This window comes from Actinoplanes sp. NPDC051346, assembly GCF_040682215.1.
GTDB lineage: Bacteria > Actinomycetota > Actinomycetes > Mycobacteriales > Micromonosporaceae > Actinoplanes.
In genome coordinates, this window is sequence record NZ_JBFBAJ010000021.1 from 1 (window position 1) to 17,604 (window position 17,604).

The following is a 17,604-nucleotide window of genomic DNA, read 5'->3' on the forward strand; positions in this document are numbered from 1 at the left end:
CGGTCTCATTCCGAACCCGGAAGCTAAGCCCTCCAGCGCCGATGGTACTGCACTCGGGAGGGTGTGGGAGAGTAGGACGCCGCCGGACTTAACGTACAGTCGAGGGCCTTCCCCTACGGGGGTTGGCCCTCGACTGCTTTTGCGTGTCCGGTGCCTAGTAGCGTGGTACGGACGCTCCCGCGACCAGCCGTTGTGCGTCGCGGTCCGTGCCCGGACCGACGTGTACCCGTTTGTACCCCTGTATGTGATGTGCTCCGGCGGCCGCCCACAGTGTGACGGCAACGCCGAACTCGGAAGGATTTGACCCGTGAACCCAGGACCGCAGGACGGCGGCAACCGCGACGACGAGGGCCGGCCACGCCGGGATCGCGACGGTGGCTCCGACGGCTACCCCCGCGGTGACCGAGGAGACCGGGGCGCCCCCCGCAGCGACGGCGGCAACCGCGACCGCGGCGGATACCAGGGCGGCGGCGACCGCGGCGGCTTCCGTGGCGGCGACCGCGACCGTGGCGGATTCCGTGGCGGCGACCGCCCCGGTTACCAGGGTGGCGGCGATCGCGGTGGTTTCCGTGGTGGCGACCGTCCGAGTGGCGACCGTGGTGGCTTCCGTGGTGGCGACCGTCCGAGTGGCGACCGTGGTGGCTTCCGTGGCGGTGACCGTCCGGGTTACCAGGGTGGCGGCGACCGTGGTGGTTTCCGTGGTGGCGACCGCGACCGTGGTTCGCAGGGCGACCGTGGCGGATTCCGTGGCGGCGACCGCCCGGGTTACCAGGGTGGCGGCGACCGTGGTGGTTTCCGTGGCGGTGACCGCGACCGTGGTTCGCAGGGCGACCGTGGCGGATTCCGTGGCGGCGACCGCCCGGGTTACCAGGGTGGCGGCGATCGCGGTGGTTTCCGTGGCGGTGACCGCGACCGTGGTTCGCAGGGCGACCGTGGCGGATTCCGTGGTGGCGACCGCCCGGGATATCAGGGTGGCGGCGATCGCGGTGGTTTCCGTGGTGGCGACCGTCCGAGTGGCGACCGTGGTGGCTTCCGTGGCGGTGACCGTCCGGGTTACCAGGGTGGCGGCAACCGGGGTGGTTTCCGTGGTGGCGACCGTCCGAGTGGTGGCGACCGGGGTGGTTTCCGTGGTGGCGACCGTCCGAGTGGTGGCGACCGGGGTGGTTTCCGTGGTGGCGACCGTCCGAGTGGCGACCGTGGTGGTTTCCGTGGTGGCGACCGTCCGAGTGGCGACCGTGGTGGCTTCCGTGGCGGCGACCGCCCGGGTTACCAGGGTGGCGGCGATCGCGGTGGTTTCCGTGGTGGCGACCGTCCGAGCGGCGGCGACCGGGGTGGCTTCCGTGGTGGCGACCGTCCGGGTTACCAGGGTGGCGGCGACCGCGGTGGATTCCGTGGTGGCGACCGGCCTGGATATCAGGGTGGCGACCGTTCGGGTGGCGGCGATCGTGGTGGCTTCCGCGGTGGTGACCGCCCGGGTTACCAGGGTGGCGGCGACCGGGGTGGCTTCCGCGGTGGTGACCGCGACCGTGGTTCGCAGGGCGACCGTGGCGGATTCCGTGGCGGCGACCGCCCGGGTTACCAAGGTGGCGGCGACCGGGGCGGATTCCGCGGTGGCGACCGTCCGAGCGGCGGCGACCGTGGCGGCTTCCGTGGCGGCGACCGTCCGGGTTACCAGGGTGGCGGCGACCGGGGTGGCTTCCGCGGTGGCGACCGGCCCGGAAACCGCAGTGACGGCTTCCGGAGCGATCGGGATCGGCCTTCCGGCGACCGGCCGCAGAGCGACCGGCCGCAGAGCGACCGGCCGCAGAGCGACCGTGGCGCGCGCGACGGTGGCTTCCGCCGCGACGATCGTGGACCCCGTGATGACCGCGCGCCGCGCTACGACCGTGGGCCGCGCGATGACCGTGGGCCGCGTGACGACCGTGGACCGCGTGACGACCGTGGGCCGCGCGATGACCGTGGGCCGCGCGACGATCGCGGATTCCGTGATGATCGTGGGCCGCGTTACGACCGGGGGCCGCGCGACGAGCAGGCCTCCCAGGATCCCCGCCGGGACGAGCAGCCCGTGTTCCAGGCGCCCGACATCCCGGAGGACATCGCGGCCAGCGACCTCGACAAGGAGGTGCGTGCCGAGCTGCTGAGCCTGTCGCGGGATACCGCTGACCGGGTCGCGCGGCACCTTGTCGCCGCGGGGACGATCATTGACGAGGACTCCGAGCTGGCGCTGCAGCACGCGGTTGCCGCGCGGCGGATGGCCTCGCGGATCGCCGTGGTGCGGGAGGCCGTGGGGTTGGCCGCGTACGCCGCCGGGGATTGGACGACCGCGATCGCTGAGCTGCGGACGTACCATCGAATGACGGGGCGGCAGACCCACCTGGCCGAGCTGGCCGACTGTGAGCGTGCCCTGGGGCGCCCGGAACGGGCGATCGATCTCTTCCGTGGCGCCGACCGGGAGACGCTCGACAAGGCCGGCGCGATCGAGCTGCTCATTGTGGCGGCCGGGGCGCGCGGCGACCTTGGCCAGCATGACGCCGCCGTGGCGATGCTTCAGGTCAAGGAGCTGACTTCGGACGACACCGCCGAGTGGGCGGCGCGGCTGCGGTATGCGTACGCCGACGCGTTGCTCGCGGCCGGACGGCGCGAGGAGGCGCGGGAGTGGTTCTCGCGGGCAGCGACCGCCGACGAGGACGACCTGACCGACGCCGCGGAGCGTTTGTTGGAGCTCGACGGCGTCACCATCGAGGGTGACGAGGACGACGAGAGCGACGACGACGAGTCTCCCGCTGACGCCAAGGCCGACGACGAAGACGCCGAGGACGACGTCAACGATGAGGATGACGCCGAGGACGAGGACGAGGACGAGGACGAGGACGCGGACGATCGGGCTGAGGCCGGGCGCGGCGAGGGCGATGGTGGCCGTGCCGATGACGGGGACCGTGACGGTGGGGTGGCCGGTCAGCTCGACGACCTCGATGAGGACGACGACGAGCCCGCGGACCGTGCCGAGGCCGGGACCGACGCCGGGACCGACGCCGACGCCGGGACCGACGCTGGGATCGGCGCGCGCGGGGACGTGGCTGACGGTGACGAGCCCGTGCGCGGCGGCGAGGCGCGCGAGGACCACGACGGCGAGTCGCGGGTGACGGGTGACCGGGCGTGACAGCTGCCCTCGTTGACGGGTATGACCTCGTCGTCTTCGATCTGGACGGCGTGGTCTACCTCATCGACAAGCCGATCGCCGGCGCCGCGGAGGCCGTCGAGCGGTTGCGGGCCGCCGGGACGCCGGTCGCGTACGCGACGAACAACGCGTCGCGGCGGGCGGCCGATGTCGCCGCGTTGCTCAGCGGGATGGGTGTGCCGGCGGTGGCCGACGAGGTGCTGACCTCGGCCGGGGCCGCCGCGGCGATGCTGGCCGCTCGGTTTCCGGCGGGCGCGCCGGTGTTGGTCGTGGGGGCCGACGCGCTGCGCGCCGAGGTGCGCGACGCCGGGCTCGTCCCGGTCGAGCGTGCCGACGAGGGCCCGGTGGCGGTCGTGCAGGGCTACGGCCCCGACGTGGGCTGGAAGGTCCTCGCCGAGGCGTCGCTCGCCGTCCGTGCCGGGGCACTGTGGATGGCGACCAACACCGACCGGACGCTGCCGAGCCCGCGTGGTCCGCTGCCCGGGAACGGTTCGCTGGTGTCGGTGCTGCGTACGGCTCTGGACAGGGAGCCGGACGTGGTCGTGGGTAAGCCCGCTCCGGCCCTCTTCGACACCGCGGCGTCGCTGGCGGGGTCGCGGCGTCCGCTGGTCGTCGGCGACCGGCTCGACACCGACATCGAGGGTGCGGTTCGCGCCGGGGTGGACAGCGTGCTCGTGCTCACCGGGGTGAGTGGGCCGGCCGACCTGCTCGCCGCGCCCGCGTCGCGTCGGCCGACGTATGTGTGCGCCGACCTTTCCGGGCTGTTCGGTTCCGCGGAGGCCGCCCGCATTCCCCACGACGGCGCAGGCGCCGGCGGTGGGGAAGCCGGCGGGTGGCGGCTGGCGGACGGGCGGCTGGAGGGCGCGGGTTCGCCCGTGGACGCGCTGCGGCTGCTGGCCGGGTCGGTGTGGAACGGCGGCGAGCCGCGGGCCGGCTCCGACGAGGCGGCCAAGCTGATCGGGGACTGGCTGGGATAGGCCGGCGCGCGGCGCGCGGCGCGCTACAGCAGCTTGCGGAGCTTGAGCAGGTCGAACGGGTTGGCCTTGACCTGCACCTGCCGCGAGGTGATCGCCCGGGTGACGTCGAGCTTGCCGGTCACCAGGGCGATCAGGTCGTCGCTGGCGGCGGTCAGGGCGATCTTGGCCTTGGGGTCGTCGCCGTCGGCGATGTCGATCAGGCGCCCGCCGGTGAGGCGGCCGTGGAAGGCCGTCTCCAGATCCGGGACCCGGCACGCGAGGGTGCGGTCGAGATCGAGCTTGCCACGGGTTTCGGCGTGGGCGTCGAGCCGGGCCGCAAGCTGATGCAACGCCTGACGGCAGTCGTCCACGCTGGCCACTTCGGCCCTCCTTCCGCGACACCCGATGTCGTTCCGCACGGTACCCGATGGCCGGACCGGGTATGCCCGGTAGCGTGACAGCAGCACGATCGTGGCGCGAGCGCGAGGGGAGAGGCTCATGCAGGACGCATGGCGGGCGTATCTGGAGATGGCGCTCGGCTTGACGGAGGCACCGCGGAAGAAGGCTCAGAAGGTCGCCGGTGAGCTACTGAGCAAGGGTGGCGCGACCGCGGGGCAGTTGCAGGGCCTGGTCGAGGACCTCTTGTCGACGGGTGTGGCCAACCGCGAGGCGCTGACCAACATCGTGCGCTACGAGGTGGACCGGGCCCTCGGGCTCGTCGGCCTCGCCACCGCCGACGAGGTCTCGGACCTGCACGCGCGGGTACGCGACCTCGAGAAGCAGCTGAAGGCCGCCCGGGCGCGCGCCGGTGCTCCCGAGGCCGACGTGACCCTTGCCGAGCCCGGCCCGCTGTCGGTCGTGCCGCCGGCGCAGAAGGCGGTGGTCAAGAAGGCGGTCGCCAAGAAGGCAGTCGCCAAGAAGACGGCGAAACCCGCCACGCCGAACGCGATGCCGGCCGCGGCGAGTCCCGTCGCCCCCGCGCGCAAGGCGGCGAAGAAGGCGGCCCCGGCGGCGGCAGTGCCGACGAAGGGCGCCAAGGCAGCCGGACCCGCGAAGGCGGCGACCGGGCCGACCAAGGGTGTCAAGGCGACGCCAGCGACCGTCGCTCCGGAAAAGGCCGTGCCCGCCAAGGCGACGAAGGTGGCGAAGGCCGCGCGTAAGGCCGCCAAGGCCACCGCGCCCACCACCGAGCCGGCCGGGACCGCCGCCGCACCGACCGCCTCGGTGAAGGCCGCCGCGGCCGAGACCGTGCTCCCGGCGACGAAGACCTCCTCCTCGAGGACCGCCAAGGCCAGCCCGGTCAAGGCCAACCCGAAGACCACTCCCGCGAAGAGCGCGCCGGCCCCGAAGACGACCGGCCCCGACACCGCGACGCCGGAGGTCATGCCGTGACGTATCCCAACCAGCAGCCCCCGCGCCCCGGCCCGCCGCCCGGCGGGTTCCGGCCCGCGCCGCCGCCCGGCGGGGGATTCCGGCCCGCGCCGCCCGCCGCCGGCGGGTTCCGTCCGGCGCCGCCGCCGGGACAGCACGCGGCTCCGCCGCCGCGGGTGGAGGTGACCCCGGGGATGCTCGACGGCTCCGAGACGACCGGCCACCCCGCCGTCGACGCGGTGCTGCGGTCGCTCGCCAACGCCGCCGCGCTGGCTCCGGCCGACCAGATCGCCGAGTACGAGGCCGCGCATCAGGTGCTCCAGGAGACGCTGGCGAGCATCGACCGCTGATGAGCCGTACCCATAAGGTTGTGCGCTGATGGCCCGCCGCGCGCGTCTCGACGCTGAGCTCGTTCGCCGCAAGCTGGCCCGGTCCCGGGAGCAGGCCGCCGCGCTCGTCGCGGCCGGGCGGGTCCAGGTCCGCGGCAGCGTGGCGGCCAAGGTCGCCACGATGATCGATCCCGCGGATCCGGTGGTGGTCACCGGCGAGGATCCCGCCGACGAGTACGTCTCCCGGGGCAGCCACAAGCTGTCCGGGGCGCTGAAGGCTTTCCCGGAGCTGGTGGTGCGGGGCCGTCGCTGCCTCGACGCCGGCGCCTCCACCGGTGGGTTCACCGACGTGCTCCTGCGTGCCGGTGCCGCGCGTGTCTACGCGGTCGACGTCGGGTACGGCCAGCTCGCGTGGCCGCTGCGTACCGACGACCGGGTGACGGTGATGGAACGGACCAACGTCCGGACGTTGGTCCCTGAGATGCTCGGCGGCCCGGTGGCCCTGACCGTGGCCGACCTGTCCTTCATCTCGCTGCGGCTGGTGTTGCCCGCGTTGAGCGCGTGCACCGCCGCTGACGGCGATCTGGCGTTGATGGTCAAACCGCAATTCGAGGTCGGCAAGGAGCGGGTCGGTTCCGGCGGGGTGGTGCGCGATCCCCTGCTGCGGGCGGAGGCGGTGCTCGACGTGGCCGCGGCCGCCGCCGAGCTGGGCCTGGGCGTCGCGTCCGTGGCCGCCAGCCCGCTGCCGGGGCCGAGCGGCAATGTGGAGTTCTTCGTGTGGTTCCGTCGGGGCGCCCCGGCCGCGGATGCCGACCGGGTGCACGCGGTGGTCGCTGCCGGCCCCGCCGGCGCGGTAACCTCCGGCGGGCCGGCGCCCGAATCGCCTGAGTTGGAGGACTCATGAGCCGCTCCGCACTGCTGGTGACCCACACCGGCCGGCGGCAGAGCACCCAGCACGCCCAGGCCGTCGCGCGGGACCTTGTCGCCGCCGGGTTCGAGGTGCGGGTCATCGCCGAGGAGGTGGACGACCTCGAGCTGCCGCCCGGTGTCACGCCGGTCGACGACCCCTCCGCGGCCGAGGGCGTCGAGATCGTCTTCGCCCTCGGCGGGGACGGCACCTTTCTGCGCGCCGCCGAGTTGGCGCGCCCGGCGAAGGCGCCGCTGCTCGGCATCAACCTGGGCAAGGTGGGCTTTCTCGCCGAGGCCGAGCTGCAGAACATCGACCAGACCGTGCGGGACATCGTCGACGGCGATTACACCGTGGACGAACGGCTCACCCTCGATGTCCGCGCCGAGTACGACGGCCGCCTGATCGCCGACTCCTGGGCGCTCAACGAGGTGAGTGTCGAGAAGGGCCAGCGCGCGCAGATGCTCGAGCTGCTCGTCGACGTCGACGGGCGCCCGCTGTCGCGGTACGGCTGCGACGGTGTCGTGTGTGCCACACCGACCGGGTCGACCGCGTATGCGTTCTCCGCCGGGGGACCGGTGGTGTGGCCCGAGGTGGAGGCGCTGCTGCTCGTGCCGATCAGTGCGCACGCCCTGTTCAGCCGGCCGATCGTCACCGCGCCCACCTCGACGTTCGTGATCACCGTGGATCCGTACACGTCGTTCGCGGTGCTGTGCTGCGACGGGCGGCGTACCTGGGATCTGCCTCCGGGTGCGCAGGTCACGGTGGAACGGGGGCAGCTTCCGGTGCGGCTGGCGCGGCTGCGGCCGCGACCGTTCACGGACACTCTTGTGGCCAAGTTCCACCTGCCTGTGGAGGGTTGGCGCGGTAATCGACGCTGATCAGCGAGACCGCGTTGGGCAATTGTCGGTGGGCACCGATACTGTTCGGCCTGTGCTGGAGGAACTGCGGATCACCGGCCTCGGCGTCATCGACGACACGACGCTGAGGCTCACCACGGGCATGAACGCCATCACCGGTGAGACCGGCGCGGGCAAGACGATGGTGGTGACCGGGCTCGGGCTGCTCTTCGGCGGCCGGGCCGACGCCGGGCGGGTCCGCGCGGACCCGGGCCGGGCGGTCGTCGAGGGCCGGCTGCGGCTTCAGGGGCGCCTGGCCGGTGCGGTGCAGGCGCGCATCGTCGAAGCGGGTGCGGAGGTCGACGACGACGGCTCGGTGCTGCTGAGCCGCACCGTGACGATCGAGGGCCGCTCCCGGGCGCACGTCGGCGGGCGCGGCATGCCGGTGTCGATGCTCGGCGAGGTGGGTGAGCAGGTCGTCGCGGTGCACGGCCAGTCCGACCAGCTGCGTCTGCTGCGCCCGGCCGAGCAGCGCGCCGCCCTGGACCGCTACGCCGGCCCCGAGCACGAGAAGCTGCTGGAGACCTACCGCCAGGCGTGGACGCAGTGGCGGGGCGTGGTGGACGACCTGGCCGACCGCCGGCGCAACGCCCGCGAGCGCAGCCAGGAGGCCGACCTGCTCAAGCTGGGCCTGGACGAGATCAGCCGGGTCGACCCGCAGGTGGGTGAGGACGACGAGCTGCGCGCCGAGGTGCAGCGCCTCGAGCACGCCGAGGGGCTGCGCACGGCCGCGGCCCTGGCCGCGCAGGCGTTGGCCAGTGGCGTCGAGGCGGCCGATGAGACGCCGGACGCCGTCCAACTGCTGGGCACCGCCCGGCGCACGCTGGAGGCGCAGGCCTCGGTGGACCCGGTGCTGGGTGAGCTCGCGGCGCGGGTGGAGGAGGCGGCCACCCTGGTCGACGACGTCTCCGCCGAGCTGTCCGCCTATCTCGGCCGGCTCGACGCCGATCCGGCCCGGCTCGAGGCCATCTATGAGCGACGGGCCGCGCTGCGGGGGCTCACCCGTAAATACGCCGACGACGTCGACGGCGTCATCGCCTGGGCCGAGCACGCCCGTTCCCGGCTGGCGGCGCTCGACACCTCCGACGACCTGCTCGAGGAGCTGGACCGCGAGCGGCTGCGGCTCGCCGGGCACGTCGCCGAGCTCGCCGGCCGGCTGACCGCCGCCCGGACCGAGGCGGCCGGGCGGTTCGCCGGACAGGTCAGCGTCGAGCTCACCGGGCTGGCGATGCCGCACGCGCGGGTGGAGATCGCGGTGCTGCCGCGCGGCGCCGGGCGCGACGAGCCCGTCATCGAGGGCCTGGCGGCCGGGCCGGACGGTGCCGACGAGATCGAGCTCCGCCTGATCGCGCATCCCGGCGCGCCGGCGCTGCCGCTGCAGAAGGGCGCCTCCGGCGGCGAGCTGTCGCGGGTCATGCTGGCGATCGAGGTGGTGTTCGCCGGGGCGGGCGGCCCGCCGACGCTGGTCTTCGACGAGGTCGACGCCGGCGTGGGCGGTCAGGCGGCCGTGGAGATCGGGCGCAGGCTGGCCCGGCTCGCCCGCACCCACCAGGTGCTGGTGGTCACCCACCTGCCGCAGGTGGCCGCGTTCGCCGACCGGCACCTGGTCGTCGCCAAGGACACCGGCGGTGCGATCACGACCAGCGGCGTCAGGATCGTCGAGGAGACCGAGCGGGCCCGCGAGCTCGCCCGGATGCTCGCCGGCCTGCCCGATTCCGACCTGGGCATCGCGCATGCCGAGGAGCTGTTGGCCGTCGCCGATAAGGAGAAGCGCGGCGGGTGATTTGCCCCTTTCCGGGGGTGACCTTGTGCATGTCGCGTGCGGGTCGGTCGATCCGACGTGTCAGGATGGCCGGGATGCGACTTCCCACCTTGCGCCGGACCCGGAGCGTCGAACCCGGGGCTGTAGCCGGCACCGCTCGTCTCGACCGCCGGACCAAGCGTCTGGTCGGCCGGTTGCGTCCCGGCGACATCGCGATCATCGACCACGTCGACATCGACCGGGTCGCCGCCGATTCGCTCGTGGCCGTCGGCGTCGCGGCCGTGCTCAACGTCAAGCCGTCGATCTCCGGGCGCTATCCGAACCTGGGCCCCGAGGTGCTGATCCAGGCCGGGATCGTGCTCATCGACAACCTGGGCGAGGAGATCTTCGACCGGATCAGCGAGGGTGACGTGGTCAGCCTCGACAACGACACGGTGCTGCTGGGCGGCGAGGCGGTGGCCACCGGCCTGCGGCAGGACGCCGAGTCCGTCGCCAAGGCGATGGCCGACGCCCGTGAGGGTCTGTCGGTGCAGCTCGAGGCGTTCGCGGCGAACACGATGGAATACCTCAAGCAGGAGCGCGACCTGCTGCTCGACGGCGTCGGGGTGCCCGACGTCGAGACCCTCATCGCCGGGCGGCACGTGCTCATTGTCGTGCGCGGCTACGACTACAAGGCCGACCTCGATGTGCTGCGGCCGTACATTCGGGAATTCAAGCCGGTTCTGATCGGTGTCGACGGCGGCGCCGACGCGCTGGTCGAGTCCGGCTACACCCCCGACATGATCATCGGTGACATGGACTCGGTCACCGACGACGTGCTGCGCTGCGGCGCCGAGGTCATCGTGCACGCCTACCCGGACGGGCGCGCGCCCGGCCTGGCCCGGGTGCACGGGCTCGGCGTGCAGGCCACCACGTTCCCGGCGGCGGCCACCAGCGAGGACCTCGCCATGCTGCTCGCCGACGAGAAGGGCGCCTCGCTGATCGTCGCCGTCGGCACGCACGCCAACCTCGTCGAGTTCCTCGACAAGGGGCGCGGGGGCATGGCCTCGACCTTCCTGACCCGGCTCAAGGTCGGCGGAAAGCTCGTCGACGCCAAGGGGGTCAGCCGCCTCTACAAGCAGAACATCTCCGGTTCGTCGCTGCTGCTGCTCGTGCTGTCCGCGATCGCGGCGATGGCCTCGGCGGTGGCGGTATCGACCGTCGGCAAGGCCTACCTCTCCGTGATGGCCGAGTGGTGGGACAATCTTGTCTTCAAGTTGGGGCAGCTCTTCTCGTGATCCTCTGATCGGCGATACGGACCAAGAGGCTTTGGCGTGATCAATTTCCGGTACCACGTGGTGTCGCTCACCGCGGTCTTCCTCGCGCTCGCCATCGGGGTGGTCGTGGGCACCGCCGCGCTGAACGGGCCGATAGCCGACAAGCTTCAGGACCAGGTCGACGGGCTCAGCAAGGACAACAGTAACTACCGCGCGAAGGCCAACTCGTTCCAGGAGGAGCTCAACCGCAGCGAGGAGTTCGTCACCGAGCTGGCTCCGGCGCTGCTCACCGGCAAACTCACCGGCCGCAAGATCGTCGTCGTGGTGCTGCCCAGCGGCAAGGACTACGCCGAGGGTGTGACCAAGATGCTGACGGTCGCCGGCGCGACGATCACCGGCCGGGTGACGGTGCAGGACAAGTTCCTCGACCCGGCGAACGGCTTCGAGCTGTCCGACCTGGCCGTGAAGGCGTCCCGCCCGACCGTGTCCATCGACGGGCTGCCGCTCAACGTCGACGGCGTGGAGACCTCCAGCGCCCTGCTCGCCCGGGCGCTGCTGCTGAAGACTCCCGACCCCGTTGCCGAGCAGGATCTGACGGTGGTGCTGTCCGCGTACACGACTCCGGGTTATCTGGGTGCGGGAGAAGACCTGGTGCCGGGGGCGGAGGCCACCGTGGTGGTGTCGGGCCCGCCGCCGGTCGACCGGGACGCGGGCAAGAAGAACAAGAACGCGGTCACCCTGGCCACCCAGTTCTCCAAGAACCGGCCGCTGGTGGTGGCCGGCACCAACATCGGGGAGGGCAACCTCGTCTCCGAGGTGCGCGCCGACGCGACGCTGGTCAAGACGGTCTCCACGGTGGACAACGCGAGCACCGCGCAGGGCCAGCTGGCGACCGCGCTGGCCGTCGTCGAGCGGCTCGCCGCCGGCAAGGTCGGCCAGTACGGCCTGGACGGCGTCTCCCGGGTCCCCAAGGCAGCGAGCTGACGGCCCGCCGCCGAGTCGCGGGCGGGTTCCGGGCGGGCAAGTCCTAGACTCAGCGGTCGGCCGCCGTGGGCGCGGCCCCGCCAGTCAGGAGAGCAGACGCATGGCCAGCAGGATGACCTCGTCCGGCCTCGGTGCGCTCGCCGCCCGGGTCGCGCTGGCCTGGATCCGCCGCGATCCGCGCTCGGGCGAACTGGACCGCACCAACTTCCACGGCCGCACGGTCTCCCTGGCCGGCGGTCCGGCGTTGGCGGCCGGGGCCACCGTCGGCGCCGTGGCGGGCGCGCCGAGCGCGGTCGCCGCCGCGGCCGCGATAACCGCCGGTGTGACCGGCGGAGCGGTCGGCTTCTACGACGACATCGTCGGCAACCGCCCCGAGCAGAAGTCCGCGAAGGGCTTCCAGGGGCACCTCGGCGCGCTGCGCGAGGGGCGGATCACCAGCGGGCTCGTCAAGATCGCCGGCGTGGGCGCGGCCGGGCTGGCCGCCGCCGCCCTGCTCGCCCGTGACCCAGGCGTGCGCGCCCATCCGGCCCGCCGGCGTGCCGGGGCGGTGCGCCGGACGGCCGACGTGCTGCTGGGCGCCGGGGTCGTCGCGGGCACGGCGAACCTGCTCAACCTGCTCGACCTGCGCCCCGGCCGGGCGATCAAGGCCGCCACCGTCATCGGCACGCCGCTGGTGGCCGGGCGCGGCGGAGCCCTGACCGCCGGCACGCTCGGCGCGAGCGCGGCGCTGCTGCCCGCCGACCTCGGCGAGGAGATCATGCTTGGAGACGCGGGCGCGAACGCCCTCGGCGCCCTGCTCGGTGTGGCGCTGGCCACCCGGACCGGACCGGCCGGTCGCGCACTGGCCCTCGCCGTGCTCGCCGCGCTGACCGCGGCCAGCGAGAAGGTCAGCTTCACCCGGGTCATCCAGGACACGCCGGGGCTGCGCGAGTTCGACGCGCTCGGCCGCCGTCCGGCTTCGTGACCTCGTCCCGCGTCCGCGCGGGGGTGGCCGGCGCCGCCGCCCTCATCACCGTCCTGACGATCGCCTCGCGGATCGCGGGCTTCGGGCGGACCCTCGTCTTCCTGCAGGCGGTCGGCACGGACGGGCTGGCGAACGTCTACAACGCCGCCAACACCATTCCCAACATCGTCTTCGAGCTCGTCGCGGGCGGCGCCCTGGCCGGGTTGGTGGTGCCGCTGGTCGCCGCCGCGGCCGACGCCGGTGACCGCGAGCGGGTCGGTGCCATCGCCTCCGCGCTGCTCACCTGGGTCCTGACCCTGATGGTGCCACTGGCGGTCGTGATCGCGCTGTGCGCCGGCCCGATCGCGGGGCTGCTCGACATCCCCGCCGGCGACCAGGTCATCGCCGCCCGGATGCTGCGGATCTTCGCGCCGCAGCTGCCGCTCTACGGCATCGGCATCGTGCTCACCGGCGTGCTCCAGGCGCACCACCGCTTCGCCTGGCCGGTCATCGCGCCGCTGCTGTCGAGCGTCACCGTGATGGTCGCGTACCTCAGCTATGCCCTCGTCGACGGGCCGCGCAGCGGCACCGGCGGGCTGAGCCCGACCGGTGAGCTGATCCTCGCCGGCGGCACCACCCTGGGCGTCGTCGTGCTCGCCTCGTGCCTGCTCATTCCCCTGCGCCGACTGCGGTTGCGGCTGCGGCCCACCTACGGTTTCCCCGGGAATGAGGGGCGGCAGGCGATCCGGCTCGGCTGGGCCGGGGCGGTCACCGTCGGCTCCCAGCAGCTCATGGTGCTGGCGGTGCTCGCGGTCGCCACCAAGGGGCCGCTGACCACGTTCATGGCCGCGCAGACCGTGTTCCTGCTGCCGTGGGCGGTGCTGGCCGTGCCGCTGGCCACCGCCGTCTACACGCGCCTGGTCACGGCCTTCGCCCGCCGGGACGAGGACGCCTACGCCGCGGCGCTGGCGCCGGCCACGCGCTCGGTGGTCCTGCTCGCCTGCCTCGGCGCGGCCGCGCTGGGTGCCCTGGCCTGGCCGGCCGCCCACCTCATCCGCGCGCCGGGTGCCGCGACCGGCATCGTCGCGTTCGCGCCGGGCCTGCTCGGCTATGCCCTGTTCGCCATACTCTCCCGAGCGCTGTACGCCCGCGGCGCGACACGCGCCGCCGCCGGGGCCACCGCCGCCGGATGGGGCCTCGCCGCCGTCGCCGTGGTCGCGCTCTCCGCCGTCCTCGAACCCCGGTGGCAGCTCGCCGGCCTCGGCGCCGCCAACGCCGCCGGCATGTCCGTCATCGGACTGCTGCTGGTGCTGGGCGTCCGCCGCCACGCCGGCCGACAGGCGCTTTCCGGACTGCCCCGCGTGAGCGCGGTGGGTATCGTGGCGGCGGTCGTCGCCGGCTTCGCCGGATGGGGCGCCACCGAGGGTGTGCGACACGCGCTCGGCGGCACCCCGGCAGTGTGGGGCAGCATCCTGCAGGGCATGCTGGGCGGGGTCGTGGTCGCGGTCGTGTTCGCCGCGGTGGTCTATCCGCTCGACCGCCGCGACCTCCGATCGCTGGTCTCGAAATTCACCGGGAGGGATCGCACGTGACGGACGCGGCGCAGGCGTCACCGTGGCAGGGCACGGTCGCGCTGGTGCTGGGCTCCAGCACCGGCGGGGTCGGCCAGCACGTCTCCTCGCTCGTGCGCGGGCTGCTCGCGAACGGTTGTCAGGTTCTGGTCTGCGGACCCGCCGCCACCGACGAGCATTTCGGCTTCGCCGCGGCCGGGGCCGAGTTCGTCCAGGTCGAGATCCCGGCGAACCCGGGTCCGCAGGATTCCGGCGCGATCCGCGCGCTGCGTCGGGCGTTGACCGGCCGCGAGGTCGGCGTCGTGCACGCGCACGGCCTGCGGGCCGCCTTCGTCGCCGCCCTGGCCCGCCCGACGGCCCCGCTGGTCGTCACCTGGCACAACGCCGTTCTGGCCCGCGGCCTGCGTGGCAGCGCCTCCGCCCTGGTCGAGCGGATCGTCGCCCGTTCCGCCGCCCTGACTTTGGGCGCGTCGGAGGATCTGGTCGCGCGCGCGGAGTCGCTCGGCGCGCGCCCCGCCCGGCTGGGCGCGGTCGCCGCCCCGACGATGGGCGCGCCCAAGCGCAGCCGCGCCGCGGTCCGCGCCGAGTTCCGCGTCGCCCCCGACGTGCCGCTGATCGTCTCCGTGGGCCGGCTGCATCCGCAGAAGCGCTACGACCTGCTGCTAGAGGCCGCCGCCCGCTGGCGTGAGCTCGATCCCGCCCCGGTGACCGTGATCGCCGGCAGCGGCCCCAGCTACATGCTGCTCGCCCAGCGCGCCTCCGAGCTGCGCGTCAAGGTTCACCTGCTCGGGCACCGCACCGACGTGCCCGACCTGCTCGGCGCCGCCGACCTCGCGGTGATCACCAGCGACTGGGAGGCCCGGCAGCTGTTCGCCCAGGAGGCACTGCACGCGGGCCTGCCCCTGGTCACCACCGCGGTGGGAGGACTGCCCGGCCTGGTCGGCGACGCCGCCGAGCTCATCGCGCCCGGCGACGTGGACGCGCTCGACCGGGCCGTGCGGGAGATGCTCGCCGATCCGGCGAAACGGGCCGACTACGCCGAGCGCGCGCGTCGACAGGCCGCCAGCTGGCCGACGGAGCAGGACACCGTCGTCGACGTGCTCCGGGCGTACGCGGCGGTCACCGGAGTTCCGGCGGGCCAGGGGTGAGAGTGCTGCGCCGTCTGCTCGCCGCGGTGCGCCGAGGCGGCCGACCGGACTCGGCGCCCCCGTCGCGGTCACGGCGCGGGCGGGCCTGGGTGCCGTACCTGCTGGTGGTGCTGGCGGCGGCGGCGAGCCTGGCCGGGCTGACCGTGGGCCCCCGGGCCGGGGCGCCCGGAGACACCGCCGACTACGTGATCGTCGCCGGGGCGGCGGGACTGCGCTGGGACGACCTCGACCCGCGGCGGACACCGACGCTGTGGCGGGAGGCGACCCAGGGATCCGTCGGCTGGCTGTCCGTACGCTCGGCGCACCACGCCACCTGCCCCTCCGACGGCTGGCTGACCCTGGGCGCGGGCAACTACGCGGTCTGGAACGCGCGGCGCGTCGCTGGCCAGTGCCCGACCGTGGCGCCCACATTGGAGCAGCCCGACGGCATCGGCGCCAACCTGCCCGAACTCGGCGGTGTGGTGCGGGCCAACGCCGAACGCCAGCCGTACGGCGCGGTGCCCGGCGCGCTCGCCGAGTCGGTGCGCTGCACTGTCGCCGTCGGCCCCGGCGCGGCGGTCGCCGCCGCCCGCCCGTACGGCCGCGTCGACCGGTACGCCGCGGAGCTGCCCGACGACCCGCGGGGCCTGTTCACCCAGTGCGTGGTGAGCATGGTCGACCTGGGCTCCATCACGGGTTCCGGCGCGGCGCGCGAGCAACAGGTCGCCGCCGCCGACGCCACCCTGGCCCGCGTGGTGGCCGCCCGCCCGCAACGGTCCCTGCTGGTGATCGCGGGCGTCTCGGACACCGACACCGCCTCGCGGCTGCACGTGGCCATCGCCGAGGGGCCCGGCTGGCAGGGCGGCTGGCTGACCTCCGCCGGCACCGGCCGCGACGGCTACCTGCAGCTCGTCGACCTGGCTCCCACGATTCTCACGGCGCTCGGCCGGCCGGTGCCGGAGAAGCTGTTCAACGGGCGTACGGCGACCACGGTGTGGGGCCGTCCGGCGTCACCGGACGACGCGATGCTCGGCGACCACGACGCGAACCGGCGGGCCGGCGTCCAGTCGGGCATCGCCGACATCTTCTTTACCGGGCTGGCCGCCGTGCAGGTCGCGATCTTCCTGCTGGTGGTGCCGTTGATGATGCGGGCCCGGCGGCATGCCGGCCCGACCGGCCCGGCGTCGCCGCCGCGGATGCTGGTGCTCGCGGTGGAGGTGCTGCTGATCGCCGCCGCGCTGGTGATTCCGGCCGCGCTGCTGGCCGACGCGCTCCCATGGTGGCGGGCCGGGCGGCCCGGCATCGCGTTCACGCTGCTCACTGGCGTGGTGACGGCCCTCGGCACGGCCGCCGTGCGGTTCGCCCCGCGATATCAGCGCACGCTGTGGCCGATGGGCCTGGTCGCGGCGTCGGCGGCGGTGGTCGTCGGCGTGGACCTGCTGACCGGCTCGCGGCTGCAGCTCAACGGCGTGGCCGGCTATTCGGCGATCGAGGGCGCCCGCTATGCGGGCCTCGGCAGTGTCGGGCTCGGCGTGTTCGTGGCGGGCGCGCTGGCCGTCGCCGCCTGCGCGGCCCAGTGGGTACGCAGGCCCTGGCGTCCCGTGATCGTCGTGCTGGTCGGCGGCGTCACCGTGATCATGGTGGGCAGCCCGTACCTCGGCGCGGACCCGGTCGGTGCGATCGCCGTGACCGCCGGGGTGTGCGTGGCGGCCGCGATCAGCACCGGCGGCTGGCTCACCTTTCCGCGCTTCGCCTGGGCGACCGTCGCCGGCCTCGCCGTCACCATCGGCTTCGCCGTGCTCGACCTGCGCCGCCCGTCGCAGGAACAGGGCAGCCTCGGGAAGTTCCTGACGGCGCTGCTCGACGGCACGGCCGGCCCGGCCATCCAGCGCGCGGCGACGTCCAGCGGCCACGCCCTGGACAGCCCGCTGACGATCCTGGCCCTGGTCGGTGCCCTCATGCTGGCCTTCAGCCAGTTCTCGCCGTGGGGCGGGCTCAACCGGGTCTTCGGCCTGCATCCGGCGCTGCGGGCCGCGCTGGCCGGCACCACGGTGACCGTCGTGCTCGCCGGGATATTCGGGGGTGCGGCCTTCGCGGTCGCCGGTGCGGCCGCCGCCGTCGCCGTCCCGCTCTTCGTCCTCACCACGCTGCGGGTGCTGGAGCACGCCGCCGACCGGACCCGCCCGGAGGGTGAGACCGACGGCCCCGGAGGACCGGGACTGTCGATGCGCCGCGACCGGGCGGACAAAACCGGCACTGAGGGCGCGACCGTACCCTGACACGCGCGCCGAGCAGCCCGAACGTGCGAGCGCCGAGGTAGG

General features: G+C 73.9%; 14 protein-coding genes, 1 rRNA gene and 1 pseudogene. 14 read left to right on the forward strand and 2 right to left on the reverse strand.

All coding sequences use genetic code 11. The features are described 5' to 3' along the window. A 5S ribosomal RNA gene (gene rrf, locus AB0M36_RS34520) occupies positions 1-88 on the forward strand; the annotation flags it as partial. Between the two features lie 66 nt (positions 89-154). On the opposite strand, the gene AB0M36_RS34525 is transcribed toward rrf, so the two are convergent. Beyond that, positions 155-2,179, reverse strand: coding sequence for a hypothetical protein (locus AB0M36_RS34525; RefSeq protein WP_364166421.1), 2,025 nt, complete (start codon positions 2,177-2,179; stop codon positions 155-157). Here AB0M36_RS34525 and AB0M36_RS34530 point away from each other — a divergent pair. Together AB0M36_RS34530 and AB0M36_RS34535 are read left to right on the forward strand one after the other, a co-directional pair. After that, positions 2,138-3,160, forward strand: a complete 1,023-nt coding sequence (locus AB0M36_RS34530) for a Replicase polyprotein 1ab (RefSeq protein ID WP_364166607.1) — start codon at positions 2,138-2,140, stop codon at positions 3,158-3,160. The genes AB0M36_RS34525 and AB0M36_RS34530 overlap by 42 nt on opposite strands. Further along, positions 3,157-4,155, forward strand: coding sequence for an HAD-IIA family hydrolase (locus tag AB0M36_RS34535; RefSeq protein ID WP_364166423.1), 999 nt, complete (start codon positions 3,157-3,159; stop codon positions 4,153-4,155). The genes AB0M36_RS34530 and AB0M36_RS34535 overlap by 4 nt, the downstream gene beginning before the upstream one ends. Before the next feature lie 23 nt (positions 4,156-4,178). On the opposite strand, the gene AB0M36_RS34540 is transcribed toward AB0M36_RS34535, so the two are convergent. Beyond that, on the reverse strand, positions 4,179-4,514 hold the full coding sequence (locus AB0M36_RS34540) for an SCP2 sterol-binding domain-containing protein (protein WP_364166425.1): 336 nt from the start codon (positions 4,512-4,514) through the stop codon (positions 4,179-4,181). 118 nt (positions 4,515-4,632) lie between these two features. On the opposite strand from AB0M36_RS34540, the pseudogene AB0M36_RS34545 reads away from it, so the two are divergent. The 11 genes and pseudogenes from AB0M36_RS34545 to AB0M36_RS34595 all read left to right on the forward strand — a co-directional run. Then, a pseudogene (locus tag AB0M36_RS34545) lies at positions 4,633-5,070 on the forward strand (hypothetical protein); the annotation flags it as partial. 452 nt (positions 5,071-5,522) lie between these two features. After that, a complete protein-coding gene (locus AB0M36_RS34550; protein WP_364166427.1) occupies positions 5,523-5,855 on the forward strand; it encodes a hypothetical protein in 333 nt (110 codons plus the stop codon). 28 nt (positions 5,856-5,883) lie between these two features. Then, positions 5,884-6,738, forward strand: coding sequence for a TlyA family RNA methyltransferase (locus AB0M36_RS34555; protein WP_364166428.1), 855 nt, complete (start codon positions 5,884-5,886; stop codon positions 6,736-6,738). Beyond that, positions 6,735-7,622, forward strand: a complete 888-nt coding sequence (locus AB0M36_RS34560; protein ID WP_364166430.1) for an NAD kinase — start codon at positions 6,735-6,737, stop codon at positions 7,620-7,622. The genes AB0M36_RS34555 and AB0M36_RS34560 overlap by 4 nt, the downstream gene beginning before the upstream one ends. 52 nt (positions 7,623-7,674) lie before the next feature. Then, entirely contained in the window at positions 7,675-9,423 is a 1,749-nt protein-coding gene (gene recN, locus AB0M36_RS34565; protein ID WP_364166432.1) for a DNA repair protein RecN, read from the forward strand. Between the two features lie 74 nt (positions 9,424-9,497). After that, positions 9,498-10,679 (forward strand): putative cytokinetic ring protein SteA, encoded by a 1,182-nt coding sequence (gene steA / locus AB0M36_RS34570; RefSeq protein ID WP_364166434.1) that lies wholly within the window; start codon positions 9,498-9,500, stop codon positions 10,677-10,679. A gap of 36 nt (positions 10,680-10,715) precedes the next feature. After that, positions 10,716-11,642 carry a copper transporter gene (locus AB0M36_RS34575; protein WP_364166436.1) on the forward strand — a complete coding sequence of 309 codons (927 nt, stop codon included), beginning with the start codon at positions 10,716-10,718 and terminating at the stop codon, positions 11,640-11,642. A gap of 100 nt (positions 11,643-11,742) precedes the next feature. Next, positions 11,743-12,606 carry a hypothetical protein gene (locus tag AB0M36_RS34580; RefSeq protein ID WP_364166438.1) on the forward strand — a complete coding sequence of 288 codons (864 nt, stop codon included), beginning with the start codon at positions 11,743-11,745 and terminating at the stop codon, positions 12,604-12,606. After that, positions 12,603-14,177: a lipid II flippase MurJ gene (locus tag AB0M36_RS34585; RefSeq protein ID WP_364166439.1), complete on the forward strand. Its 1,575-nt coding sequence runs from the start codon at positions 12,603-12,605 to the stop codon at positions 14,175-14,177. The genes AB0M36_RS34580 and AB0M36_RS34585 overlap by 4 nt, the downstream gene beginning before the upstream one ends. Beyond that, the gene (locus AB0M36_RS34590; protein WP_364166441.1) at positions 14,174-15,304 is read left to right on the forward strand and encodes a glycosyltransferase family 4 protein; all 1,131 of its coding nucleotides are present in this window, start codon (positions 14,174-14,176) and stop codon (positions 15,302-15,304) included. The genes AB0M36_RS34585 and AB0M36_RS34590 overlap by 4 nt, the downstream gene beginning before the upstream one ends. A gap of 2 nt (positions 15,305-15,306) precedes the next feature. Beyond that, positions 15,307-17,562 carry a hypothetical protein gene (locus AB0M36_RS34595; protein WP_364166443.1) on the forward strand — a complete coding sequence of 752 codons (2,256 nt, stop codon included), beginning with the start codon at positions 15,307-15,309 and terminating at the stop codon, positions 17,560-17,562. Positions 17,563-17,604 lie beyond the last annotated feature (42 nt).